The 24,758-nt window shown below is 65.6% G+C and carries 20 protein-coding genes; 11 read left to right on the plus strand and 9 right to left on the minus strand.

Annotation, left to right across the window (positions count from 1 at the left end; all coding sequences use genetic code 11):
* Genes KY501_RS00995 through KY501_RS01005 form a run of 3 tightly spaced genes read right to left on the minus strand, consistent with a single transcriptional unit; the run spans position 1 to position 3,565 of the window.
* Positions 1-1,239 (minus strand): ABC transporter permease, encoded by a 1,239-nt coding sequence (locus tag KY501_RS00995; protein WP_224360436.1) that lies wholly within the window; start codon positions 1,237-1,239, stop codon positions 1-3.
* Positions 1,236-2,453, minus strand: coding sequence for an ABC transporter permease (locus KY501_RS01000; protein ID WP_224360437.1), 1,218 nt, complete (start codon positions 2,451-2,453; stop codon positions 1,236-1,238). Before KY501_RS01000 ends, KY501_RS00995 begins: the two co-directional genes overlap by 4 nt.
* Positions 2,450-3,565, minus strand: coding sequence for an efflux RND transporter periplasmic adaptor subunit (locus KY501_RS01005; protein WP_224360438.1), 1,116 nt, complete (start codon positions 3,563-3,565; stop codon positions 2,450-2,452). Before KY501_RS01005 ends, KY501_RS01000 begins: the two co-directional genes overlap by 4 nt.
* A 423-nt stretch (positions 3,566-3,988) precedes the next feature.
* Between KY501_RS01005 and KY501_RS01010 the strand changes: the two genes are divergently transcribed.
* Complete coding sequence (locus KY501_RS01010; protein ID WP_224360439.1) at positions 3,989-4,651, plus strand: hypothetical protein; 663 nt, start codon at positions 3,989-3,991, stop codon at positions 4,649-4,651.
* 2 nt (positions 4,652-4,653) lie between these two features.
* Entirely contained in the window at positions 4,654-5,220 is a 567-nt protein-coding gene (locus KY501_RS01015; RefSeq protein WP_224360440.1) for a head protein, read from the plus strand.
* A 34-nt stretch (positions 5,221-5,254) separates the two neighbouring features.
* On the opposite strand, the gene KY501_RS01020 is transcribed toward KY501_RS01015, so the two are convergent.
* The 4 genes from KY501_RS01020 to KY501_RS01035 are packed head-to-tail and all read right to left on the minus strand — an operon-like array spanning position 5,255 to position 9,862.
* On the minus strand, positions 5,255-7,192 hold the full coding sequence (locus KY501_RS01020; RefSeq protein WP_224360441.1) for a di-heme oxidoredictase family protein: 1,938 nt from the start codon (positions 7,190-7,192) through the stop codon (positions 5,255-5,257).
* A gap of 1 nt (position 7,193) precedes the next feature.
* Positions 7,194-8,138: a hypothetical protein gene (locus tag KY501_RS01025; protein ID WP_224360442.1), complete on the minus strand. Its 945-nt coding sequence runs from the start codon at positions 8,136-8,138 to the stop codon at positions 7,194-7,196.
* Between the two features lie 49 nt (positions 8,139-8,187).
* Positions 8,188-9,324: a FecR domain-containing protein gene (locus tag KY501_RS01030; protein ID WP_224360443.1), complete on the minus strand. Its 1,137-nt coding sequence runs from the start codon at positions 9,322-9,324 to the stop codon at positions 8,188-8,190.
* A complete protein-coding gene (locus KY501_RS01035; protein WP_224360444.1) occupies positions 9,317-9,862 on the minus strand; it encodes an RNA polymerase sigma factor in 546 nt (181 codons plus the stop codon). Before KY501_RS01035 ends, KY501_RS01030 begins: the two co-directional genes overlap by 8 nt.
* Before the next feature lie 341 nt (positions 9,863-10,203).
* Here KY501_RS01035 and KY501_RS01040 point away from each other — a divergent pair, with 341 nt between their 5' ends.
* From KY501_RS01040 to KY501_RS01080, 9 genes are all read left to right on the plus strand, one after another.
* The gene (locus KY501_RS01040; protein WP_224360445.1) at positions 10,204-11,649 is read left to right on the plus strand and encodes a DUF1588 domain-containing protein; all 1,446 of its coding nucleotides are present in this window, start codon (positions 10,204-10,206) and stop codon (positions 11,647-11,649) included.
* The gene (locus KY501_RS01045; RefSeq protein ID WP_224360446.1) at positions 11,646-13,160 is read left to right on the plus strand and encodes a DUF1552 domain-containing protein; all 1,515 of its coding nucleotides are present in this window, start codon (positions 11,646-11,648) and stop codon (positions 13,158-13,160) included. Before KY501_RS01040 ends, KY501_RS01045 begins: the two co-directional genes overlap by 4 nt.
* Before the next feature lie 147 nt (positions 13,161-13,307).
* Entirely contained in the window at positions 13,308-13,874 is a 567-nt protein-coding gene (locus KY501_RS01050) for a YceI family protein (RefSeq protein ID WP_224360447.1), read from the plus strand.
* Between the two features lie 100 nt (positions 13,875-13,974).
* A complete protein-coding gene (locus tag KY501_RS01055; RefSeq protein ID WP_224360448.1) occupies positions 13,975-15,129 on the plus strand; it encodes a hypothetical protein in 1,155 nt (384 codons plus the stop codon).
* 128 nt (positions 15,130-15,257) lie between these two features.
* Positions 15,258-15,677 carry an MYXO-CTERM sorting domain-containing protein gene (locus tag KY501_RS01060; RefSeq protein ID WP_224360449.1) on the plus strand — a complete coding sequence of 140 codons (420 nt, stop codon included), beginning with the start codon at positions 15,258-15,260 and terminating at the stop codon, positions 15,675-15,677.
* Between the two features lie 10 nt (positions 15,678-15,687).
* Complete coding sequence (locus tag KY501_RS01065; RefSeq protein WP_224360450.1) at positions 15,688-16,953, plus strand: DUF2403 domain-containing lipoprotein; 1,266 nt, start codon at positions 15,688-15,690, stop codon at positions 16,951-16,953.
* Positions 16,954-16,995: 42 nt separating this feature from the next.
* Positions 16,996-18,423, plus strand: a complete 1,428-nt coding sequence (locus tag KY501_RS01070; RefSeq protein WP_224360451.1) for a hypothetical protein — start codon at positions 16,996-16,998, stop codon at positions 18,421-18,423.
* 75 nt (positions 18,424-18,498) lie between these two features.
* The gene (locus tag KY501_RS01075) at positions 18,499-19,581 is read left to right on the plus strand and encodes a glycoside hydrolase family 2 TIM barrel-domain containing protein (RefSeq protein ID WP_224360452.1); all 1,083 of its coding nucleotides are present in this window, start codon (positions 18,499-18,501) and stop codon (positions 19,579-19,581) included.
* Positions 19,582-19,645: 64 nt separating this feature from the next.
* On the plus strand, positions 19,646-22,114 hold the full coding sequence (locus KY501_RS01080; RefSeq protein ID WP_224360453.1) for a di-heme oxidoredictase family protein: 2,469 nt from the start codon (positions 19,646-19,648) through the stop codon (positions 22,112-22,114).
* A gap of 88 nt (positions 22,115-22,202) precedes the next feature.
* Here KY501_RS01080 and KY501_RS01085 read toward each other — a convergent pair whose 3' ends face one another.
* Positions 22,203-23,129, minus strand: a complete 927-nt coding sequence (locus KY501_RS01085) for a hypothetical protein (protein WP_224360454.1) — start codon at positions 23,127-23,129, stop codon at positions 22,203-22,205.
* 157 nt (positions 23,130-23,286) lie between these two features.
* Positions 23,287-24,753, minus strand: coding sequence for a substrate-binding domain-containing protein (locus tag KY501_RS01090; protein WP_224360455.1), 1,467 nt, complete (start codon positions 24,751-24,753; stop codon positions 23,287-23,289).
* Between the last annotated feature and the right edge of the window lie 5 nt (positions 24,754-24,758).

A 24,758-nucleotide genomic window follows, 5' to 3' on the forward strand; every position in this document is an offset into this window, starting at 1 on the left:
CTACTCGGCGCGGAGCGCGTCGATCGGATTGAGGTGCGCCGCGCGCCACGCCGGATAGAAGCCGAAGACCACCCCGGTCACCACCGAGAGACAAAGCCCGAGGGCGATCGAGCGGATCTCCAAGTGGAAGGCCCAGGGGGCTACGAGCTTCGAGAGCACCGTGATCGTGAGCCAGGAGAGGGCGAGGCCGGAGAGCACCCCGAGCACGCCTCCCAGGAGCGAGACGGCGGTAGCCTCGATGAGGAATTGAGCCAGGATCGAGCGCCGGGAAGCGCCGACCGCGCGGCGAATTCCAATCTCCTTCGTTCTTTCGGTGACGGTCACCAGCATGATGTTCATGATGTTGATGCCGCCCACGAGGAGCGCGATGAAGCCCGTGCTCAAGAGGAGCACCTTGATCACGCTGATGATGAGCCTCTCCTGGCTCGCGCCGTTGTCGTCACCGACCACGAAGTTCTTCACGCCGAGGTGACGCTGGAGGAGCGTTGATTCGATCGTGGCGCGGAGCACCGCCAGCGGGGTGCGAATATCGCCGGGGTTTCGGCGGATGTAGAGGCGATGGACCTCGTGCGAGGGCGCATAGAGCGCGTCGTACGTCGTCTCCGGGACGATCACCTTCCGATTCCACATGTCGGTGCTGTCCGTTGTCACCAGCATGGGGCGATTCGCGAGCACGCCGATGACCGTCCAGGTATGGCCCCCAGCCATCAGGCGGGGGCCTGGCGCCGCCGGGTCGAGTGCGACGCGGCTGGCGAAGAGCTCTTTCCAGACCTCGTGACCGACGACGCATACCCGCCGGCGATCGTCGAGGTCGGTGCTGTCGAGGAAGCGCCCTTGCGAGACCTCCAGGCGGTAGAGCACGGCAGTCTCCGGCGCGGCACTGACAAGGCGGACTCGCTTCTTCTTTCCGTGCACGTGCGCTTCTGTCACCCGCGCCGATTCGCTGAGGGCTCCGCCGAAGACCGGTGAGGCAGCGAGTGAGCGCGCGTCGTCACGCGAGAGATCCCTTCGGGTACGATTCCGATCCCCAATGCTCACCTGATCCCGCCGTATCTGGATGATGTCAGCCTCGACGACCTCCTGGCTCGCCCGGATCAGCGCCTCCTCACCACCGCGCAAGACGGATGCGAGGAACACGATCGAGCCAGTGCCGATCACAATACCGAGCAGTGTCAGCAAGGCTCGGAGGCGGCCCGCGATCACGAAGCGAATGGAGCGGAGCAGGTCGAGGAGCCTCATGGACGCATCGCTGTCACGGGATCGAGCCGCCCGGCCTGGCGCGCTGGCAGCCACCCGAAGCTGATGCCCACACCGAGCGACACCGCCATCGCCACCATCACGGCGGGCACCGAGACCGAGCCCACCCACGTTGGTAGGGCGCTGCGGACCAGGGCGGCGGCCAACGCAGCGGCCAGTGCGCCACTCAGAGTTCCGAGCAATCCTCCAAAGCCAGAGAGCATCACCGCCTCGCAGAGGAACTGCGCGCTGATGTCCCTCTGCGCCGCGCCGAGCGCCTTGCGGATGCCGATCTCGCTCACTCGCTCGGACACGCTGATGAGCATCATGTTCATCACCCCGACGCCACCGATAAGCAACGCGATGCCGGCAATCACGGCGACCAGCACCTGCGCAAGGCCGAAGATCGTATCGAGCTGGGAGATGATCGAGCTGAAGTCGTGGACCTTGAAATCGATGACTCCGTGATGACGCTCCATCAACCGCGCGTTGAGGATGCGCTGCACGTGGGCATTGGCGCGGGCGTCGACCGTCTTCGCGACGATCGTCGTCTCATCCCGGGTCCTGGCCTCTACGTCCGTGATCGCTCCGAGGGGAGCGACGAGCACGTCCAACCAGTCGAAGCCGAAATCGATGCCGAACCGCTCATTCTGCGCGAGCACTCCGATCACCCGGCAGCGCAGCCCGCCGATCGTGACGACCCGGTTGAGCGCATCGCCCTGCCAGAGCTTCGCGGCGAGTTTGGGGCCAGCAACGCAGACCCTGGCGTGGCGCTGGTCCTCGTCCTCGGAGAACGCCCTTCCGTGGTCCACGCGCATCCGGAACACCTCGAAGAAGCTGCTGCTGCCAGCGACCAGGTGCGTGCGATCCTGCTGGCCCTCGTTGGAGGTGACATCCCGCATGCCGAGTGCCGCGAACACCGTGCTCTCGGCGACGTGCGGGACCCCCTCGAGGAGCCAGCGCGCATCCCGCTGTTCGAAGCCGGTCGTGAACATCCCCTGCTTGCGCTCGGGCACCGTGGGGACCACGAAGATCAGCCTCGTGCCGCCGATCTCCTCGATACCGCGGTTCAGGGTGGTGATACCGCCCTCGGCTAATGACGACATGAGGACGATCGCAAACGCTCCGATGGTGATGCTGAGCGTGGTCAGGAGCGTGCGCAGCCGGTGCGCCGCGAGTGCTTTCGCGGCAATCCCGAGGTAGCTCAGCCAGATCACAGCTGCGCCCCAGGGGCAGCGGAGGCAGGCGTGAGCAGGATCCGGTGTCCCTCCTCGATGCCGCTCAGCACCTCGACCGCGCGCTCGTTGCGCGCACCGGTGGTCACCTCAATCTTCTCGGTCGCGACTTGACCGTCGGGTGCGGAGAGGACGCGGGTGACAAACGCCTTGCCGTTCTTTCTGACAAAGGCCTCGACCGGGAGTGAAATCACTCCGGGCTTCTCCTCGATGAAGAGGCGCACGTCTGCGGTCATTCCGGGCTTGAGGAGACCGTCCACGGAGGAGAGCTCCAACTCGATGGGGAACAAATCGACCTCCCTCCCTGGCAGACGCACAGATGCAGGCGCGATCTTGGAAACCTTGGCCTCGTATGTCTTGCCGGGTAGGGCCTCGATCGTCAGTGTCGCGGTTGTCCCGATCCGGACCTTCACGACATCGATTTGGTTGAGGTCTACCTTGACGATCAAGCTCGACAGATCGGCCACGGTGAGCAGCGGTTTGCCGTCGCAGGTTGACTCGACGCCGGGGGTGACCACCTCGCCGGGTTCGATGTTGCGCTCGACGACGGTCCCGTCGATGGGGGAGCCGATCTTCGTATCCCTGAGGCGCTGCTGTGCTGCGGCGAGCGTGATCTGGGCCAACTTCACCGTGACGTCCTTCGCGGCGTAGTCGTGCTTGGCCTTGTCGAATTCTGCCTGGGGCACCACACTCATCTCGGCCCCAGATGTCGCCCGCTCGAGGACGGTCTTTGAGTAGTCGATGTCTATCTTGACCTGGGTGAGCTCTGCCTCCGCGCGCTCCATGTCCCGCTGAAAGTCCGTCGGATCGAGAGTCAGGAGCAGTTCGCCCTTTTTGACCCGGGCTCCTTCCTCGGCAAGCACCTGGGTCACCTGGCCGGCCACCTTGGACTTGAGTTCGATCTTCGTCCGGGCCTCGATCCTGCCGGTCTCGAGCACATCGAGGACGAGGTTTTCCCGCTTCGCGGTCACTACCAGATCGGAGTCGATGGGCGCGGTCTCGGCAACCTTGGTTTGCCAGCGCATGACAGCGAACGTGGCGACCACGGCGATCGTGAGCACCCAGGGCCAGTACGGCCGCTGCCGGGCGCTCATGCGGCATCTCCCTGTAGGGCGCGGAAAAGCTCCCTGGGGTGATCGGTCGAGTCTCCTTCCAGAAACGGCCCGGTGGCTTCGGTCATGCTGTCATTCGTCCTACGGAAGGCGAGAGGGGCATTGCCTGGATGATGATACCGCCCGAAATCACGTCGCGGACGCTCCATAACCCACCCGATGGTCTTGTTTCCCGTGCGCTGGGGCAGGGCGCCCTTCGTGGTGGCGGGCAGCAGGGGTGAAGAATCCGAGGAAAATCGAGGGGATGGTGGATAACGGCGCGTCCTGCTTCAGGTCTTTCCATCCCCTAAGGTGCAGGCTGCTGACGTTTCTAGCGCCACGTGCACCGTGTACGATCCCTGCCCTCGCTCAGCGTAGCGAACATGTGTCCGGCACCGCGTTCCATATCCGGGCAGGAGAGCATCCATGCAGCACAGAGGCGTCGTCGGTGGGGTGTGCGGAGGTGTGATCATGCGAAGGCTGGCCGCCGCTCTTCTGGGGGCGGTGCTTGTTGCCTGCAGTGCCGCCCGTCTCTCCCTCCCCGCCGAAGGACAGGAACTCTCTCGTTTCGTGCTCGTCATGAGGGAGCATCCTGATGGACAGGTCTCCTACGCTTGGCTCCGTGCCGAGGAACTCAATCTCGGGCAGTACCCGGTTCAGTCACTTCCTGGAGGCCTGGATGGGCGCATCGTCCACACCGCAGCTCAACCTCGTGATTGCCATGCAGAGTACCTTGAATGCATTGAAGAGTGCATGAGCCGCCCGCTTCCTCGGGGCTATGGGCATATCACTGCGGGACGTGGGCTCGGTGGGAAGCTGGAATACTGCCAGGAGCGGTGCAGACAGCCATACAACGACTGTGAAGAGCTGAAAAGGCTCAAGCCCCAAGAATTCTCTGCTTGGGATGGTGCGATGGATTGGCTGAAACGCAACCGCAAATCCATACTCGTGGGAAGCGTCATTGTGATCGCGGGTGTGACCTTTATCGTTGTCTCCGCAGGGGCCGGACTCGTCGTCCTCGCACCAGTGGTGCTCTTGGCAAGAGCGGAGCCTGGGCTCGAACTCACGGTAGAGGGAGGAGTTCGGTAGGCATGTCAATGCGCTCTCTAGATGCACAGGAGTTGTTGGGGCAGCTCTGGGAACAAGCTTCATCGGCAGAGGAGAAGGAAAAGCTGCGCATGGCGGTTGATGCTCTCAGGTTCATCACATCCACCGGTCAGTCATCCGATTTTGAAGAGTACCGCAGGAGCCTTGACGCGAATGCTCCTCCGCTGCTCAGCGCGTCCTTCCAGACACGCGAGGAGGCGGAGGCCTGGCTCAACGCTCATCCCCGCCCGCCCGATCAAGCCTATGTGCTGATTGCGGGGGAGTACCACATCGTCATGTATTCTCCTGAGCGGAACCTCAGGGGATTGCTTCGTCACCCGGCACTCGAGTTCTATCTGGACGAAATGACGCGGGGAGGGCTCCCGGCTCCGCATGCTTCCTTCCAGACACGCGACGAGGCGGAGGCTTGGCTTTCACTTCAGCCCGAACCGCCACGTCAGGTCTTCATCACGATTGCGGGTGAATACCATCTTGTTGTGTATCACCATCGGATCCACTTGCGTGCCATCTGCCCCGTCTCCCTGGCTAGGAAACCTGGTTCGAAGGGATGAATTTCGGGTCAGTGCCTGTGCACGTTCCGGCGCGTCAGAGGCTGTCGAGGAAGGCGAGCAGCGCCAGGCGGTCTTCTCGCGGCAGCTCCACCACCGCGTCCCGTGCCGCCTGTGCTTCACCGCCGTGCCACAGCACCGCCTCGAGCACCGAGCCGGCCCGCCCATCGTGCAGCAGGTTGACGGCGCCAGACACCTGCGCGGTGAAGCCCAGGCCCCACAGTGGTGCGGTCCGCCATTCACTCGCCTCGGGCAGGCCGGAGTCGTCCGCTAGCCCCGCGCCCATGTCGTGAAGGAGCAGGTCGGTGTAGGGGTGCACCGTCTGTGCGCGGAGCTCCTCGAACGGGTGGCGCCCACCCGTCGTCAGCTCGCGCAGGTGACAGGCGCCACAACCCACCGCGGCGAACACCTCGGCGCCGCGATGGACCTGCTCCGGTGGAGTCACTCGCTGCGGAATGACCCCGAGCAGCCGCAGATAGCTGACGAGGCGATTCCGGTCTTCGCTGCCGAGCGTGCTCGCCGCCACGCTCACTCCGAGGTGGGCCTCGAGCTCGGCATCGACCTGCGCGGAGACCGACGGGTGCTCGGCCTTCCAGCCAAAGCGGCCGAGCCGCGGTTCTTCATCCGGCGCGCCTCTGCTCAGCGCAGGGCGGCCCGAGATGCCATCCCCGTCGCAGTCGGTCTCGTCGGCGGCCGCCAGGATGGTCGATTCGTCGACCGCCTCGAGCAGCCCCAGGCCGACCAGAGCCGGCGCCAGCCGCGCCGACGCGTGCAGTGGCCGGCCGGCGTCGAACACCGGCCGGTGCAGTGTCACCACCTCGCCGTCGCTGAGCGTCACCGATTGCGGCTCGATGCGCGAAAGCCGCACTGGGGCCTCCTGGGGCTGAAGCTGGTCGCCGAATTCCGGCTCGCCGGTCAGCTTGAGCACCAGCGATTGCACCTGCTCTCCCACCGGCGGCAACACGCCGCGGCCGTTGAAGTCATGGCAGGCGACGCAGCTCTTGGCGTTGAACATCGGCCCCAGCACGCCCTGCAAGGGGAGGGGCGGGTTGCCCGCCTCGACATGGGCGCCCGTGTCGAGCTCGGTGTAGAAGAGCCGGCGGCCTTCGAGAAACCCTTGAGGGTGTGGCCACTGGATGTTGAGCGCCAACTGCGAGAGCGCGTACTTCGGCGCGACCGGGGTGCCATCGGCGAGGGCGACGAAGGGCACGGTGGTGCCTCCGCCGAGGCGGGCGTCGGGAGGAGGCCCCAACATGCCGGCGGAGTCGAAGTTCTCGGGCGTGAGGCCGCCGCGGCCGACCTGGTAGCGGAAGGTGTCGGAGAAATAGGCCGACCCGCCGGCAATGGGGGAGGGGTCCATGGGATCGGCGCCGGCAAGGTAGATGCCGAGCTCGAAGTCGAGGATGTCACCCTCGCGGAGCGGCCGGCCTTCTCGGGTGTTGTTGGTCACCGTCTGATCGAGCTGGCGCGGCGACACCGGACGCATCTGCTGGTTGACGTGAAAGGTGTAGCCCCCGTTCTGGTTTCCCTCAGGGCCGTACATCTTCCAGCTGCGGAAGTTCGTGACTGGGCCGTACGTCGAGACGTCGGCGTTGGGGTAGTACGTGATCTTGATTTCGGAACGGCCGGCCGCGACCGCGTCTTCGACGACGAGCCGGTAGCTCCGGTTCTCGAACGAGCGCGTGTCGAAGGAACCGAAGCGCTCCTCGCGCTCATGACGGCCGCGCACCCTCCCGGCGACCTCGGTGACGAGCACGCCGTCCTCCCGGTGGAGGATGATGGGGCCGGTCTCGGCGGGGCCTTCGGCGAACAGCGGGGTCACTTGGGGGAGCGATGCCTGCCGGCACTGCTGCGGGTCGGGACCGAGCACCACCCCACCACCGCCACCGAGCTTGATCGGCTCGCACCCCGCGAGCACCAGCGCCAGCACCAGCACCAGCATGTCGGGCGACCGTCTGCGCATCGGCTTCGCCAATCTACCACCCGCGCACGCCGCCCGAGAACCAGAGCGCGCCGAAGGCACCGCCGACCCGAACGGGCGACTCGCCCACCACGGTGCCCTCGAGGCGCGGGGCCCAGACGACTCCATCGAGGCCCAGCCCGAGCGCAAGCCACCCCGACGGCCGCCACTCGCCGCTCACCCCCGCCTGGGGACCCCAGAGCACGCCCTGCGTGACAGCCCCCACATGCCCTTCCGCCGGCCGGCCCTTGAGCACCCCGATCCCGCCGCGCAGCCCGACGCCGCCTCGAATCATCCACCGCGCCCGCTCGGCCCGCGCGTCGAAGGTGAAACCCCCATCGACCAGCGTCGCCAACACCGAGCCCGAGGTTCGCTGTGCTTCTCCCCGCAGCGCCGCCACGTCGAGGCGCATGCCCACCCAGCTCCCAAGCCGCACGTCGGCCGCGAGTCCCCCGCCAAACAGCGGCACCGCCCCCGAGCGGCCGACGCCGAACAGGCCGAGCTGCACCCGGCCCGGCTCGGCGATGGGAGCGGGCGGAGCCTGTGGGGCGGGCGGGGCCGGTAGGGTGGGCGGGGCCGGTGGGGGAGGCGGAGCCTCGACCGGCGGGGGGGGCGGCTCGGCTGGGGGGGAAGACCACAGCCGCGCGACGGCTTCGGCCACCACCAACGCGACTGTCCGGGGAACGGCCAACGTGCTGACGTCGGAGATGTCGACCTCGAACTGCTCGGGCTTTCGGCTCGACATCTCGAGCGCCACCCTGTAGCGCGGCGCCGTGCAGTCGACGGTCACCCGCGTGTCACCCTCGCTGTACTCCGCGTTGACGGGCACCTTGAGCTCGATCGCCAGCAGCCGGCGCAGCTCAGGTTCGACGCCGGGTGGGCAACTGGTGGCGCTCATCGCCACACGCCCCGAGCCAGGCATCGAGACGGCGACCACCAACCACACCACAGCAACCATCACGCCTGGGCCACCTGCGCAGCGCCGGGGGACCCGGACGGAAGAGGGGACATCACGGTGCTTCGAGCCTCCCCCATTGTCTCACGGCGTCGACCCGCCGCGACTGCGGAAACTCGTCGACGAAGCGCTCGGCAGTGCTGCGGGCGGCCGCGGCGTCTCCCGCCCGGGCCTGGGCCTCGACGGCGCGGGCAAGCGCGTCGGGGGCGAGCGGGCCCTTCGGGGCCAGCGCGTGCGCCTCGAGAAACGCGTCGGCAGCCTCTCGCGGGTTGCCCAGGTCGTCGAGCAGCACCCGACCGAGGGTAAAGGCGGCGAGCGACGCGCGCGGGTCACCGCGAAAGTGCGACAGCACCCGGCGGAGCGGGGCGAGCGAAGCCTCGGGGTGGCCACTGAGACGGGCCACGTCGGCGGCGCGGAGCAGGTCGCCGGGCTCGTCATCGGGAGCGCCCTCGCGCTGCAGCGCCGACCATGCAGTCTGGAAATCGCCCTGCTCCGCGAGCGCTCGCCAGGTGACCGGACGACGCACGCTTTTTTTGCCAGGGGGCCGCGGTGTCGGCGCCACGCTCGGTGCCGGGGGCATCGCGGGCCCACCCCCGTCCTCGCTCGCCTCGGTCGTCACCTCGGCAGGCCCGGTGGGCGCGCCGACAGCTTCAGGGGCGAGTGCCTCGGCGCGGAAGGTGCCTTGCTCGCCCGCCGCCAGCAGTGTCTCCCGAGCTCCGGTGCGCACCCGAACGCGGCCCTCGGTGACCACCACGCTCACCTGCTCGTCACCGCGGGTGACCGAAAACGCGGTGCCGACCACCTCGACTTCCACCGCGCCAGCCGACACCCGCACCAGCCGCCCGTGCTGCGGGGCGACACGGAAGCGCATGGAGCCGTGCTCGAGCTCAAGCCACAAGAGTCCCGGCTCCGAGTGGAGGGTGCGCACCGGCGCACCGATGGGCATCACCACCCGCGCGTCTTCACCGATCGCGACCTCGGGAAGGCCGGGCCCGCGCAGCTTCGACGGGATGAAAATCCCGGCCAGCAGGAGCGCCGCAACGCCGAGCCCGGCTACAGCCACCCGTCGGCGCACCGCCCGTTGGCGGTAGCGCCGGCGCACCTCGGCTTCGAACAGGGTCGACTCGTGGGTCGAGTACTGCGGTTCGAGCGAGCGCGCCGCCTCAGCCCAACGCTGATGCAGGTTAGTCACGGTGCGCCTCCTCCATCGCCGCGTCCACCGCGGAGATGCGTCGTTTGGCCGTCGAGAGCGAGCAGCCCAAGAGCTCGGCGACGCGCTCGAGCTGCTCACCCTCGAGATAGCGCAGGCTCCACGCCACCTGCTCGTCCGCCGACCTGCCGTCGAGCACCCGGTACACGTCGTTCAACAGCGCTCGGTGCTCGCCATTGGCGCGGGGCGTGGAGAGCAGCGTGGGGTGCCAAAGCTCCCACAGGCCGAAAGCGCGCTGCAGCCGCCGCCTTTTCAGCCGCCTCAACGTCAGCCGCACCGCGGTCGACACAAGGTAGGGCTTGACCCGTAGGGGGTTTTCGAGCCGCTTGAGGCCATCGAGGGCACGCACGAAGGTGTCCTGCACGATGTCGTCGACCTCGTCGTCACGCCCCAACATGCGCCTCACCACCCCCGCTATATAAGGGCGGTACGCCCGGACCACGGCCGTGAAGTCGGCCGGGTCGACCTCCCGCTCGGTGGCGTCCTGGTGCAGTGGAATGAGTCGCCCGGGTACGGACATGACCCTTTAGAGACCCTACCGCCCAAAAGCAGGTCACGCCAACCTCGAATGGGAGGCCTGTGGAGGGCAGGGCAAGTGCTCCCTTCGCCTACACCAGGCGCCACCTGCCTCCACGCCTCGAGCAAACGAACACGTCGTGTCGATTTGTTGAGCCGAATACAGCCGCACGAGTCTCTACACGCGTGATGGCAGAGCCCACTTCGGCGTCTCTGCAAGGAGCGACCATGCGTCCAGGCCTGGCTCTCAAACGTGTTGGAGTCTGTGTTCTTCTCGGGCTCGCGGCATGCGAGGGTTCTTCCTTTCTAACTCTGTCGAACCAAGGTCAAAGCGAGCGCGAGACGATGTCGGCGCATCTGCTGACCGCGTCGGAATACAACGCAACGGTTCAGGATCTGCTCGGAGTCACGTCTCGGCCGGCTGACTACTTCCCAGCGGTTTCAGCGTCCGAGTTCGACGCGAACGTGGGCGTGCTCGCCTCCCTGTCGCAGGTTCAAAGTGAAGCGGTCTTCAACGCCGCCCGCGACGTGGTGGCCAAGGCCTTCGAGTCGCCCGAGCTCACCGCGCGCCTGGTCACCTGCACTCCCACCAGTGACACGGATGATGAATGTCCGAAGTCTCTTGTGAAGACGCTGGGGCGCCACGCGTTCCGCCGCTCCCTCGACGCTGAAGAGGTGGACGCGTACATGGCGACCTACCACAAGGCGAGGCAGTCGCTGGAGATGGGGCACGTGGACGCGATCGCGCACGTGCTTCGGGTGATGCTCAGCAGCCCGTCGTTCTTCCTTCGCATCGAGCGCCCCGGAAAGGGAAATAGCTCATTCGAGTCCACGGCGCTGGCGAGCCGCCTCTCCTACCTGATCTGGGGCTCCATGCCCGATGATGAGCTGCTCGATATCGCCGAGAGCGGCAAGCTCGACGATGACGCGGCGCTGATCGCCATGACGGACAAGATGCTCGAGGATCCTCGATCACAGCGCTTCGTCTCCCAATTCCTCGGCCAGTGGCTCGGCACCGTGCGTCTCTCGAGCCACAACGTCGACACCAGCCGCTTCCCCCAATGGACGCCGGCAGTGGCAAAGGCGGTCGAGGCACAGGCCAACGATTTCTTGTCTGCCTTCGTGACCGGGACCACCCCCTGGAAGGATCTGTTCCTGGCCCCTCTCCCGGCGAACACAGTGGTCCAGCCGCTGCTCGCCTCTGACCCGGCGACCCTGCAGCGGCGCGGCTTCCTGATGCTGCCGGCCTTCCTGACGCTCAGCTCCCACAGCGATCGCACCTCGCCCACCGCCCGTGCCAAGGGCGTCGTCACGTCGCTCTTCTGCACCGATATGACGCCTCCGCCAGGAGTCGTCACGGAGCTTCCGCCGCAGGATGGCCCGACGCCCAAAACCGTTCGCGAGCGACTCGAGGTGCACCGGCGCAATCCGTCCTGCGCGGGCTGCCACGACATGCTCGATCCGCTCGGACTCAGCCTCGAGAACTTCGATGCAGTGGGGCGCTACCGCACCCTGGACGAGGGGCAGCCCATCGACGCGAGCGGCGTCTACGAGGGCACGCCCATCAACAACGTGTCGGAGTTGTTGCCGCTGCTTGCGCAGGATTCGCGGCTCGGTGCTTGCGCACCGCGGAAGCTGTACAGCTTCGCCATGCGTCGCAGTCTGGCGCTGGACGACGAGCCGGAGGTCACCAGGTTGGCATCGACCTGGAATGCAGGAACGCTCCGCGAACTCCTTCACCAGGTCGTGATTTCGCCCGCCTTCCGTGGGCACGCCAAGGAGACTCCATGAAGACCCCATTGTCGCGCCGAGCCCTCCTGCGTGGAGCAGGCGTCGTGCTTTCCCTTCCCTGGTTGGAGGCGCTCGCGCCTCGCGTCGCCCATGCCGCGGGCGGGAGCATTCCTCGCCGTCTGTTGATCTGCGCCTTCCCCAACGGGGCCCCGCACGATTGGTGGAGCACGGCTCCCGCGTTCGGAACGTCCGTCTCGGGTGACGCGTTCACGCTGCCCAACGTGCTCACGCCCTTCCAGCCCATCAAGCACAAGCTGATGATGGTGAGCCGACTGGGCAACTACACGTGGAGCAACGACGGCGACAAGCCGACCCCGAGCGTCGAGCCGTCGCACGCGCGTTGCATGTCGGCCGTCACCACCTGCATCGACGCCGATGAGGTCGCGCGCAAGGCGAAACTCCCCCTCGACTCCGCGGTGCGAAGCACCACCTCGGTGGATCAGCTCATCGCGCAGACCCTGCAGGGCCAGACCGGCCTCAACTCGATGCAGACCGGCCTGGGCGTCAAGCCCGGCTTCTTCGACTACCGCAGCTACGCCTACAACCAGGTGCTGTCGTGGAAGTCGCCGACCGAGCCGCTCAAGCGGAACGTCAATCCGCGTGTCATTTTCGACGCGTTGGTCGGAAGCGGCAGCGCTCAGACTCCGGCGGAGCTCGCCAGGCTCAAGGCGCGAGAGAAGAGCGTGCTGGACGCGGTCCGCGAGGACACGAATCGCATCAAGAAGCGCGTGAGCAGCCGCGACCAGCAGGTGCTGGACCAGTACCTGACGACCGTGCGGAGCCTTGAGATCGCCACCGATCAGGTCGCGGCCACATGCCGTACGCTTGCCGTGCCCAGCGCAGTGCCCGAGCCGCCCGGCCCGCAGCAGGGGCTGTCCCAGGGGCAGGACGGGTACGATCACGAGCTCCACGCAGACGTGATGAACGATCTCATCACACTCGCCTTCGAGTGCGATCGCACTCGCGTGGTGACCCACCTGCTCGATGACGCGCGTTCCGAGTTCGAATATCGCAACATCCCCGCTGCGGACCGTACGCGCGTGGGGCTCGCGTACAATGCGGGCTCCAGCCTCCACTACCACGGCTGCCAGCACGGAGAGGGCGAGCTGGCCGATACGACGGAGAATGGCAAGTACAAGATCGTGAAGCCGAGCAACCGCGACTTCGCGGCCATCAACGCCTGGATGGGCCGCAAGGTGGCGGAGCTCGCTCTCAAGCTGGATGCCATCCCTGAAGGTGATGGCACCGTGCTCGATCACACCACGCTCGTGTTCCTCAGCGAGATGCGCACGCACGACCACGATGCGTTCGATCTGCCGGTCCTGATCGTCGGCGGCAACGGTGCCCTGAAGCAAAACACGCACATCTCTTATGGTTCGGTGGGCAACGACCGGCAGCTCCGCGATATGTGGTACACCCTCATGCGGAATGTCTTCGGCATGCCTGTGACCTCGTTTGGAGAGGACGCCCGAGGCGTGGCGAACGCGGAGCTCACCGAGATCCTCGCCTAACCTCTCTCTTGGGGCGTGCCTTCAACCACGGAGCCGCCTCGAGGGAACACTCGCTGTAGAGATTGCTTGATAGCACGGCGCCGCGGGTTGCGAGCGCCGCTGCCAGCGGCTTGCTTTCAAACACCGTGACTGGCCGGAAAGTGACTGATGATGCGTCAGCGATCGATGGTTGTTCAGATGGTGCTGTCCCTGGGGCTTTCCTTGGGAACTCCGAGTGTCGCTTTCGCCGCGGGGTTCACCCTTCAGGGCGCGACCAAGGTTTCATTCGTAGGGAAGGGGCCCGCCGGATTCAAGCTGGTGGGGACCACCGAGAAGCTGTCGCTCCAGGACGACGGCCAGTCCATCACCCTCACGGTGCCGCTGGACTCCCTTGATACGGGCATCGAGCTACGCAATCGGCACATGAAGGAGAAGTACCTGGAGACGGCCAAATTCCCCCAGGCCGTACTCGTGGTGAAGCGTAGCGAGCTGCTGGTGCCGGCCAAGGGCGAGACGAAGTCCGGCCAGGCCAAGGGAATGCTCACCCTGCACGGCGAGACGCGAGAGGTGGTACTGGAGTACCGCGCGGTGCGAGCGGCCGATCAGACGACGAAGGTGACGTCGCAGGTGAAGCTGAATTTCAAGGACTTCGGCGTCGCCGTCCCAAACTACATGGGCATCACCGTGAAGCCAGACATCGACGTCGATGTTGCCTTCGAAGTCACCCAGGCTTGAGAACAGAGGGAAGGGCTCAGACGTGTCTGTTCGAGTGCTCACGTGGACGCTTGCGGTGTTCCTGCTGATTCATCCGCAGGCAGCCTGGGCGTTCCCTTGGATGATCAAGCACAATTATACGAGCTGCCAGTCGTGTCACGTCGACCCCAGCGGTGGCGGCGTGATGACTGATTACGGGCGCGCGCAGCAGCAAACGCTTCTCGAGACCCAATGGGGGACGCCCAACCTGGAGGGTGAAGCGAACCCCAACACCCAGTTCCTCTATGGCGCGCTCGGTTCCTCGCGCCCGGAGTGGTTGCTGCCAGAGTTGTCGGTGCGCGCGGGTGGCCTCTTCACGCGCTCGGTGAATCTCGGAGCTTCGAGCAACGAGGGCCAGGTCCGCGACTTGCTGGTCCCCGTGGTGATGGCCTCCGATGTTCGCGCCGCGGTGGTGGTGGGAGCCTTCCGGGCCATGGCCTCGCTCGGTGTGGCACCCCGCCGCGCCTTCGCGGCCAGCCTGACCCCTGTCGGCGACGTAGACGGGCCGAAGCTCATCAGTCGCGATTACTGGCTGGGAGCCGCCCTGCTGGATGATGCGCTGTTCATCCGGGCAGGGCGTTTGACACTTCCATTCGGAATCCGCTCGGTCGAGCACACGCTTTGGGCCAGGACGGTGACCCGCACCGACTTCAACGACAGCCAGCAGCACGGAGTGGCAGTGGCCTACTCGGGAGAGAGCTTCCGCACCGAGGCGATGGCCATTGCCGGCAACTTCCAGGTGGGCCCGGACGAGTATCGCGAACGAGGGGTTTCCGGCTACTTCGAGTACGTCTTCGCGCCGAACCTGACCGCCGGTGTGTCCAGTCTGGTGACCTTCGCCCGCTACGACCGCCTGAACTCCGAGGCGAACACGTTGCGTCAAGCACATGGACTGTTTGCCCGCTATGCGCCGTCCCCCGACCTCGCCTTGATAGCGGAGCTGGACGCGTTGGTGCGCAGCAGCCAGCAGGGAGGGCTTCGGGCAGGCATGGTGGGGTACGCCCAGGCGGATCTGGAGGTCGTCCGTGGCCTGCACCTCCTGGGGACTGTCGAGCTCCTTCGAGAGGACCAGCGCGGAGCGGCGGGTACACAACTCGGTGGATGGCTGGGCATGAGCTGGTTCGCGGCGCGTGGCTTCGAGGTCCGGCTCGACGGGTTTGCCCGGCAGATTCCTGTCCAGGGGCAGCCCTCCATCTCCAACCTGGGCAGCGTCCTCCTGCTGCACTTCTACTTGTGAGCCCGAAAGTGTCGAGCGCCTTGTGTCTTTCCCGTTTTGCCCGGCCGATGGTGACGGTCGCGCTCTTTCTTGGCACCACTGCCGGGGCTACCAGCAATTTCCCCTCCGTGGTCAGGACGGCGACGGGGATGCAGAACCCGCCGCCCTGCATCCTTTGTCACGCCACCGCCGTTGGTGGGAAGGGGACCGCCACCCAGCCCTTCGTGGAGACGCTGCGGCAGCACGGACTGACCGGCGCGTTCGACGCTGAGTCTCTTCAGACGGCGCTCAACGGAATCAAAGAGGATCGCGTGGATACGGATGGCGACGGCACCGGTGATTGGGACGAACTGGCGGCGGGTCGTAATCCCAACGTGGCCTCCTCGAATGGAAGCTCAGACCTCTTCTACGGGGCCCCCACGGATGGCGGCACGCCGGGGGAAGTGCCATCGGATGCGCCCCCCATTCACTATGGCTTTGGATGCACGGCCGCCTCGGCTCCTTCCACCTTCGCGCTGATCGGCGCCACGGTGGTTGTCCTCCAGAGTCGTCGGCGCAGCCAGCGCTGAGGAAACCCAAATGAACTTCAAAGTGAAGAGTCTGCTCCTGGCGCTGCTGTGTGCATGTTCGCAAGGTCCCGGTCCGCAGACGCCGGATGGCGGTTCGCAGACGCCGGATGGCGGTTCGCAGACGCCGGATGCCGGTCCCAAGCCGGCTCCTGTCGATGGTGGCTTGGGAGCGGACCTGGATCCTTCGGAGCAGGACCCGGCCTCGCATGGAGGTACCATCACCTTCGAGTCCATCGGTGCGCCAGGGTGGTACCCGAGCCGGCGTGATCCCGAGACGGGGCCCTGTGACGCCTACCAGGCCTCGGGTTGTTGTCTCAGCAAGCACACGATCGAAGGCAATGCGCTGACCCCGTGGGACGAGGATCTTATCGTCACCCTGCGGGGTCCGATGAAGGTCAAGCAGTTTGCCGTGTATCAACCGGCGGGCGATTCGAAGAGTCCCTGGAACCTGGTGTCTTCTTGGGACGATCGGAGCCCGAAGAGCCTGCAAGGCCTCCGTTTCGAGGGGAACAGCACCGAGGAGAAGGGGTTCGACGGCATCATCGGGACCGAATGTCTGGTCGACGTCGCGACGAGCGAGGACTTCGCGTGTGGTCCGGGAAGCGAGCCGTACTGCCCGCCGCAGGGGAGCGGAAAGAAGAAGACCTGGGGTTGGTCTGGCTCAAAGCTCTTCGTGATGCTCGCCACCATGCCCCACGCAGGTTCGCTGGGTCATGCCTGCTCGCAGAATTCGAGCGGAAACTGGTTCGATGCCCCGTGGGTGGGCCTCAGCCATGGAGAGCTCGTGCGCGCTGGCGCCTTTGGCGATTGCCACTGTTATGCCAAGGCGCCTGACAAGTGGTACCTGGCTGACGGCTGCGGTCAGTTCAACGTCTTCGAGGTCGTGAACGACAACAACGACTTCCGGAACTTCGACGTCTTCAGCACCAACATGTTCGGCTACGCGGGCTACGTCGGCGAGGGCCCCTGTGGCTCGAAGTGCAAAGTCAGCTCTCTGGGCGGTGAAGCCGACCTGATCGACAAATCGACGAGTGCCGAAGCGGCGCGGGGTGCGGTCGCCAGCCCCACTCGTGGACCGGGTGCGGCTCTCCGCCGTCCGGTGTCCGGCTATCGCTACTTCTTGATCCTCCTCGACGTTCCGAGCCGGACCGTCCAGTTGGCGGTCATCCATCCGCTCAATGTTCCCGCCTCGGTCGGCGCGCTGCTCCCCGGATTGCCGGCCCAGATGGAAGCGTCCACCGTCGAAGCAGTCCGGACCTTGCGGCTGCCCAGGTGATCGGCGAGTTCGGTGCACTTTTGAAGGCGACGAGACAGAGGTATGGGACGAGTGACTCTTCGCGGCCAGTGGTTCAATGCGGTGGTTTCCCTCTGCGTGCTCTTGATGTCCTCCTGGGCTCGGGCGGAGCAGGGGGTCACGGTTCTCGAGCTCATCGGGGATCGTCGGGACGCGGTTCGGGAACAGCTCGAACGTTCGTTGCAGGCCAAGGGCTCCGAGGTCGTCAAGGGCAAGCTGTATGAAACCCGTGCGCGACGGTTGGGGTTCCGGGGACGCGAGGCCTACACGGATGCGGCCATCGCCGCGCTCTCGCGGGAACTGGGGCTCGCGGCGACCGTCCGGGGAGCCGTGTCGGGATCCAAGCTCACCGTGAAAGTGGTGAGCACCTCGGGAAGGTTGCTCGGAACCGAGACATACCCGCTCAAGAAGGGAAAGCTTTCACAGAAGGACGCCCTCCGCGCTGCGGAAGCGATCCTGGCGACGTTGCGCGGAGGCACAGAGGAGGTTGCCCCCCAGGAGTCGGTGGCGGCGGCAAAGCCGGCTGCTTCGAAGCCGCAGGACGTTCCTCCTCAGCCCTCTGCCACGGCGGAAGCACTCGGTGAACCCACGGCCAAGGTCGAGGCAGCTCCAGCAGCTCCAGCAGCTCCAGGCGAGGATGTGCCGCCGGTGAAGGCTCCTGCGCCGACGATGGGGCCTCGATGGGTCTCCGTGAGGCTCGGTGGGGCCACCACCTGGCGCTCCTATTGCGCGGCCCCCGGCATCGCGTCGTGCGGTCAACTGGAATCGCAGCCGGAGGAAGCGAGGCCGGGGAACTACCTGTTGTTCGGAACGCCGAGTCCGTACTCGGGCTTGAGCGCCAGGCTCGATGTGTTTCCGCTGGTTCTCCTGGGAGACACGGCGCTGAAGGGCCTGGGCGTCACCGCCGAGCTGTCGCGTCGCTGGCCCCAGGTCCGTGTCCAGGGAGGCGGACTCGGGGGAACCGCGAGCGCCGCGGACATGTATTGGTCGCTCTTTGGCACCTACCGTTTGTACTTCCCGCTGTCGTTTACGGCCACGCCCATCCCCGCATTCGTGGGGCTTCGGGGGGGGCTGATTTCCCACTCGTTCGTGGTGGCCGAGGAGTACCAGGCGCTGTTTCCCAATACGAGCCGCACACATGCGTCGTTGGGCCTGGATGTGTCAGTGACCCTGGCCCGTCTGGCCCGGGTCGAGGCAGGCCTCCTGTACTTCATCCGGCCGCAGCCGGGCCATGAGCAGAAGGACCGTTATGGCCCCGAGGTGTCGAGCAGCGGCTTCGGGCTCGAGGTGGGAGTCGGCGGCGATCTCTCCGGGCCGCTCGACTACAGCGTTCGCTACCGCTTCCAGAAATACGCGGACACATTCTCAGGAGCGGGAACGGACTGGACCGAGGGAGGCATCTCCCAGGAGAGCTATTCCGGCCTCACCTGGACAGTAGGCGCATCCTTCTGACGCGTATTTTCAGATCCGACCCAAACCACTTCAAAGGCGCCCATGATGCTTCGTGTCCTCGTTTTGAGCCTCCTGATGGTTGCAATCCAGTCCTGTTCGTCCGCTCCCAACGAGCCGGACGAGCCTCTCGGGGATGGCGGGCTCCCGAGTGCGGATGGCGGGATCCCACGTGCGGATGGCGGAGTTCCCGACGGTGGTTCCGGTGATGGTGGCACAGACAACTGGGGCAACGGTGCGATCTCGGTGGATGGGCGAGCCATCAAGGTAGGTGGCAAGGCCGTCCAGTTGAAGGGCGTCTGCTGGAATCCTGTCGGCAAGGGTCACAACCACCCTCCCAGCGGTGATTACGCCGCTTTCGCTGACCAGGATATCGCGCTGATGAAGGCCGCGGGCATCAACGTGGTCCGCACCTACGACACCATCCGAGACACCACGGTGCTGGACAAGCTGCACGCAGCGGGCATCCGCGTGATCATGAGCGTGTACGCCTACGGCGGAGACCCCGCTTCTCGCGCCTCCGAGCACGTCACGGCGCTCAAGGATCACCCGTCCATCCTCATGTGGTCCCTTGGCAATGAGTGGAACTACAACGGCCTGTATAACAATCTGTCCTTCAATGACTCGATGGCTCGCTTGAACCAGATCGCCGCCGCGATCAAGGCCCTCGATTCCAAGCACCCCATCGCGACCGTCTACGGCGAGGTGCCCTCCAAGGCCACCATCGATGCAATGCCAGACATCGACGTCTGGGGCCTGAACATGTATCGCGGAATCACGTTCGGAGACGCCTTCACCAAGTGGACGGGCCTCAGCCAGAAGCCCATGTTTGTCGCCGAGTACGGTGCGGATGCCTTCAATGCGAAGATCCCCGGATACGATCCCGAAAGCCAGCGCAAGGCGACCTACGATCTGACCCAGGAGATACTCGACCACTCGACCGCGAACAAAGGCGGTGTGTGCTCCGGCGGCACCATCTTCGAGTGGTCGGACGAGTGGTGGAAGTCCGGGAATCCCTCCCAGCACGACAACGGTGGCACGGCCCCCGGCGGTGGCCCCTACCCGGACAGCACCTTCAATGAGGAGTGGTGGGGTGTCGTTGACGTCGACCGAAACACGCGGCCCGCGTACGAGGCGCTCAAGAACCTCTATGCGCCTTGAGCTGATGTTTGTGCTCAGGCGTCTTGTCGTTGTGGCTGCACGTTGTCTTGAAAGGAGTCGGAATGTGAGCAGCGTTCCTGAAGTGTTCGCCCCCGCGGGCAGTTCCTCGCAGATGGCCATCTCTTGTCGGAGTCCGAAGCAGGGAGTGAGCATCCGCCCCGCGCTGTTCGTGGCGGTTGCCTGGGTATGTCTGGCGGTTGCCGCCTGCAGCCCTAGCAGCGCGCAGGTCGGCAACGGGCCAGAGCCGGACAATGGAGGTGACGGCAATGGACCTGGCGGCAATGGACCTGGCGGCAATGGGCCTGACGGCTATGCCGAGCTGACCTGGCCCGATCAGCAGCCCACGACCCATTACACGCTCCCCAGTGGCACTCTCGTGACGAAGGTTGGCGGACGCACGCGCGACCGCCACGCCCGCGAGATGCCACCGAAGGGCGATCCGATGGGCGGGGACAACTACATGACCTTCGCGGCGCACTATTTCGAGCGCCGCACCCACGACATCACCATCTACGACAATCCCAATCCCGACCCCAAGAAGCCCGGTACCCGCATCCTGACGCTCGTCGTGCGTCCGCAATGGTGGTTGTACGGGACGAACTTCCGCGGTGGGTACATTGGGAGGCGCGGAGAGGAGCCCTACCTGCCAATGTCGGTGGCGCTCTACGGTGACAACGGTGGCATGAAGCAATGGCCTGCCGGGACCCTCTTGAAGGACCAGGAACTGAAGACTCCGATCGAGAACTACGACGCCTTGCCGGATAACAACAGCCCCAGCACCTATCGGGATCTCAATGCTCCACTCGCGGATGGCCAGTTCGTGTTGGTGAAGCAGATCACACGCTCTCCCGCGCTCAATCGGGATCTGCGAGCGGGTGACCTGTATGAATTCGAGCTCGGCATCTTCCTGGACGGCACCAAGGGCGACGAGCTCGGTCGCTTCAACTACTACTCGGATGCGCTCGTCTACCGCGTCGGCTCTCCCGGCATCGTGCCCTGGTACCGAGGCCCCTGCTGTGATGCCCCCTTGATTCCCTGGGACTCGACTGCCATCCCGGAGAGTGCTCTGGCTGGCGGCAAGATGATGACCTTGCAGGAGAACACCTCGGGGTTCACTCACATCAATTTCATGCAGGCGAGCCTCAATATCGCGGGTCGCAACATCCAGGCCTTCACTGAAGGGCGACGTCTGATCCATACCTCCTTCATCACCGGTGGCCACCACGAGCCTGGCAATCCCCCTGTCACGGCTGCCATGAACAAGGCGGGCCCCAGGTTCCAGCAGGCCTCATGCATCGACTGCCACGTGAACAACGGCAAGAGCTCTCCTGCGCTCAACACGCCGTTGTCGACGATGGTGGTTCTCACCGCGGACGTGGACGCCACCGGCAAGCTCGTGCCGGACAGCCGCTTCGGTGGGCACCTCTGGCAGGGATTGGTGAAAGACGGCAAGACCGAGTACGACGGACGCAACGCGGTCCTGAAGATCTCCTCGTATCGAGAGATTCCGGGGAAGTATCCAGATGGCACCGCGTACACGCTGCAAGAGCCCATCTATGCGCTGACGGATCGGGCGGGCCAGCCGCTGGAGATGCCTGCCCGTATGTCGGTGCACACGGCTCCGCACATGGTGGGGATGGGCCTCCTGGAGGCAGTGCCGGAGAAGCAGCTGAAGGCCCTTGCCGAAGCGAGCCGAAACGATCTCGATGGTGCGGTCGGCAAGCTTCAGTTGATTCCGGATCCACGTTCCCCGTCGGTCACCCGCGTGGGTCGCTTCGGCTGGCGCGGCACGGCTTCGACCGTGGAGGAGCAGGTCTCAGGCGCCCTGAACAACGACATGGGCGTGACGACGTCGATGTTGCCCACCCACAACTGCGGCCTGGCCAAGGACGACGTGGAGTGCCGCAATGCGAATTCCACCACTCCGGAGATCAGCAACGAGAACGTGCGCCTCATCGTGGATTACACGAGCCTCCTGGCGGTTCCGCCCCAGCGCCACTTCGCCGGTGAGCAGCCGCTCCGGAACTACGCCGTGGACTTCGGAGACCTGGTCAAGGATCCGGACCAGTCCAAGCTCCAGGCCGAGTTGGCGAAGATGCGCGAGGACGAGGCGGCCGAGAATCAGATGCAGGAGCGCGTCGCCGCTGGCTCCGCGCTGTTCACGCAGGCTCGCTGCAATGCGTGCCACGTGGCGACGCTGACGACTGGAACCGAACACCGCTATGCCGAGCTGCGGGAGCAGACGATTCATCCGTACACGGACCTGCTGCTGCACGACATGGGGCCTGAGCTGGGAGACAACTTCCCTCAAGGTGTCGCCACCGGGCAGGAGTGGCGCACGGCGCCGCTGTGGAGCCTGGGTCTGCTCGAGCACACCAATCCCGGTGTGCGCTTCCTCCACGATGGTCGTGCCCGCACCATCGAAGAGGCCATCTTGTGGCACGGAGGGCAGGGCGGCGCGAGCCGGGACCGCTTCAAGGCCCTGTCAAAGGAAGAGCGCGGCAAGCTGATCGACTTCGTGAACTCGCTCTGAGAGGGGTCCAACAGTGTGCAAGAGCCGGGGCGGATGACTCGCAGGATCGAGCATCCGCCTCGGGCTCCACCGCCGCTCGAGGGAATGACTAGAGCGGGGGCGGGAGGATGGGGATCTGCAGGAACTGCGTGGGCTGATGCGCCAGGTTGAAGTCCGGACGCTTGAGCTCGGGACGCCCATCCGGGCCCGCGCCATTCTTGATGTCATTCATCTGGGCCACCAGGCTCCACTGCTGGGTGCGCTGGTCGAAATGGGCGAAGGCCGTGGCGCCTGTCTGCTCCTTCCGCGGCGGGTCATAGGTGGAGACGATCTTGCCATTCCACTGCGCGTAATCCTTGGGATCGAGCGTGGCGGCAAGCCGCAGGTTCGGGTTCTGCTGCATGAAGCCCTCCAGCTCATTCGGGCCATTGGCCGAGTAGTTGGCGTGGTGCATGAAAGACAGCGTCTGGTCGTTCTTGTCGTGGAAGGCGTGCACCGCGCAACCGTTGAGCTGCCCCGTGACGATCATATTCGGATCGTTGGGCCCCGGGCGCTGGGGCACTCCATTGATTCCCGCGAAGCGGCCACTCCCCTGGGGCTCGTAGGGCAGGTAGTGCGCCGGGATGCCCGGGGTCGTCGCAGGGTTGAAGGTCAGGTTCGCATTGCCGCCCGGCCGCTGGTGGGCGTTGACCGAGACGATGGACTGCGAGGCGGGCACGAAGGGCGCGTTGGGCCTGCCCACGGGCAGGCCCGGCGGCGGCTCCGCGTTGAAGACGTTGAGGAGGTTGTTCGTGGCGAACCCCATTGGATTCTGCTTGAAGTCGTCCGTGACGTTCTGGGGGCCCGTTGGCTTCGACGCCGAGGGCCCGAACAGCCCTCGTGACGTGGTGGTGGGCGTCTGGAAGCCATCCCGAGGCGGGGTCGGTCTGGCGGTGGGGACGGACGGGGACGTCGGCGTGGAGGGCCGCGGAGCATCCATCTTCGGTCCGCGGAAGGGGTTGATGTTACCGAGACCACCGATGTTGAAGCGCTTCATGGGATTGGCTCGCGTTTGAAAGGAGTGGAAGTTTTCTCCTCTCGTTACACGTCCCATGCCAACAGCAGGGATCCGGGATTCCAAGGGGTTGGAGGCCTTTCCGGGTGCGCCACGGCCTTCCAACTGGTGACTGCGGTCACCCCCCTGGAGACACCCGTCACCGGGGCAGTCCCCCGTCCTGGTCCGGAGGCAGTCCCCCGTCCGGTAGGGCGCCCCCATCCAGCAGCGGGCCTCCGTCCTGTGGCAGGCCCGCATCCAGGTCCAGGGAGAGGCTGGGCTGAGAGAGCTTCCACAGCTCCATCAGCACATTCGCCTCGGACGGGTTCGGGCGCTCCACGGCGGCGGGAATGTCGCGATAGATGCCATTGGACGCGAACTTCTTGAAGGGGTTCAGCTCGTCCGGAATCCCGTCGTCCGCCAGCTTGGCGCGCGGGTTCGTCTGGCTCGAGGGGCTCTTCGTCTTGTCTGGGGTCTTGTCCAGGTCTCGAGACTCCGCCTGTGTGTTCGCTGGGGCATTCGAGTCCAACTGCGTGGACTGCACCGCCCAGTTGGGAGGACCGGGGATGGCGGGCAGGTAGATGGTGGGATCGGCAGGACGCATGCCGTAGAGGATGGCCCGCTTCTGCTGTTCCCGACCGAGCAGGTAGTCGATCCAGGCGCGGGCCGCCTTCTTCTCCTCGGCGTTCCAGTTGGTCGTCTCCAGCATGACGATCGGGCTGTCACTCCAGATCGTGAAGGGCGGGTAGTACACCCGCAGGTTCCCCCAACGGTGCGTCTGCACGCGCTCCAGCGCTGAGATGGCGTAGCTCTCATACGTCATCACTACGTCGAGCCTCGAGGGGCCAAAGCGGAGCATGTCGTCCAACAGCCAGGCGTTGGACGCGGCATTGCTTGACAGCAGCTGGACCTGAATGAGGCGTTCCCGGTAGTTGGGATCGTTCAACTGCTCGCTCGTCAGCACGCGCGGATTGCCGAAGTACGCGAGCGTCATCAGGCGCAGCGCCTGGAAGCCCGCGGCCGAGCGTACCGGGCTCGCATATCCCAGCTTGAAGTCGCCCCAGGGCTCCTTGGCCCCCAGTTCCTTCCACCCTTCCGGAGCGGTGAGTGCCTTGAAGGCGGTGTCCCACGACAGTACCTGTGCGTCGCGATTGTTCTCCTGGAGCATGCCCAGCAGAGGAGCCCGGTCTTCCCACACCAGCCACACCAGCGGGTTGATCAGCAGGGACTGGGGGGCATCCACGCCCTCGGAGGGGAACGGGGCCGTGCCATAGCGCCCTCTCCACTTCTCCCGCAGCAGGTCCAGGGTCATGCTGTCCCCGGGGCTCCACACCAGCGCTTCCTCTTCTTTGCTCAGGATGGCTTCGGCGCTCTCGAAGGAGTCCATGCCCACCAGCTCCAGGTTGATCCCGGGGTGGGTCTCCATGAAGCTCGTGGCTGCGTCGACGAGCCATGCCTTCTTCTCGCCGCTGTACAGCATTCGCACCTTGATGGCCGTGTCGGGATACATCGCGGCATCGGGGGGGCTGCCGCGAGAGCGGCACAGGAACGCCAACGCCGCGAGGAAGATCATCAGCGGCAGGATGCGATGCCTCAGCAGCTTGGGGGCTCGGCCTGGGGGCGTCATGGTGG

The organism is Hyalangium versicolor, assembly GCF_020103695.1.
GTDB lineage: Bacteria > Myxococcota > Myxococcia > Myxococcales > Myxococcaceae > Hyalangium > Hyalangium versicolor.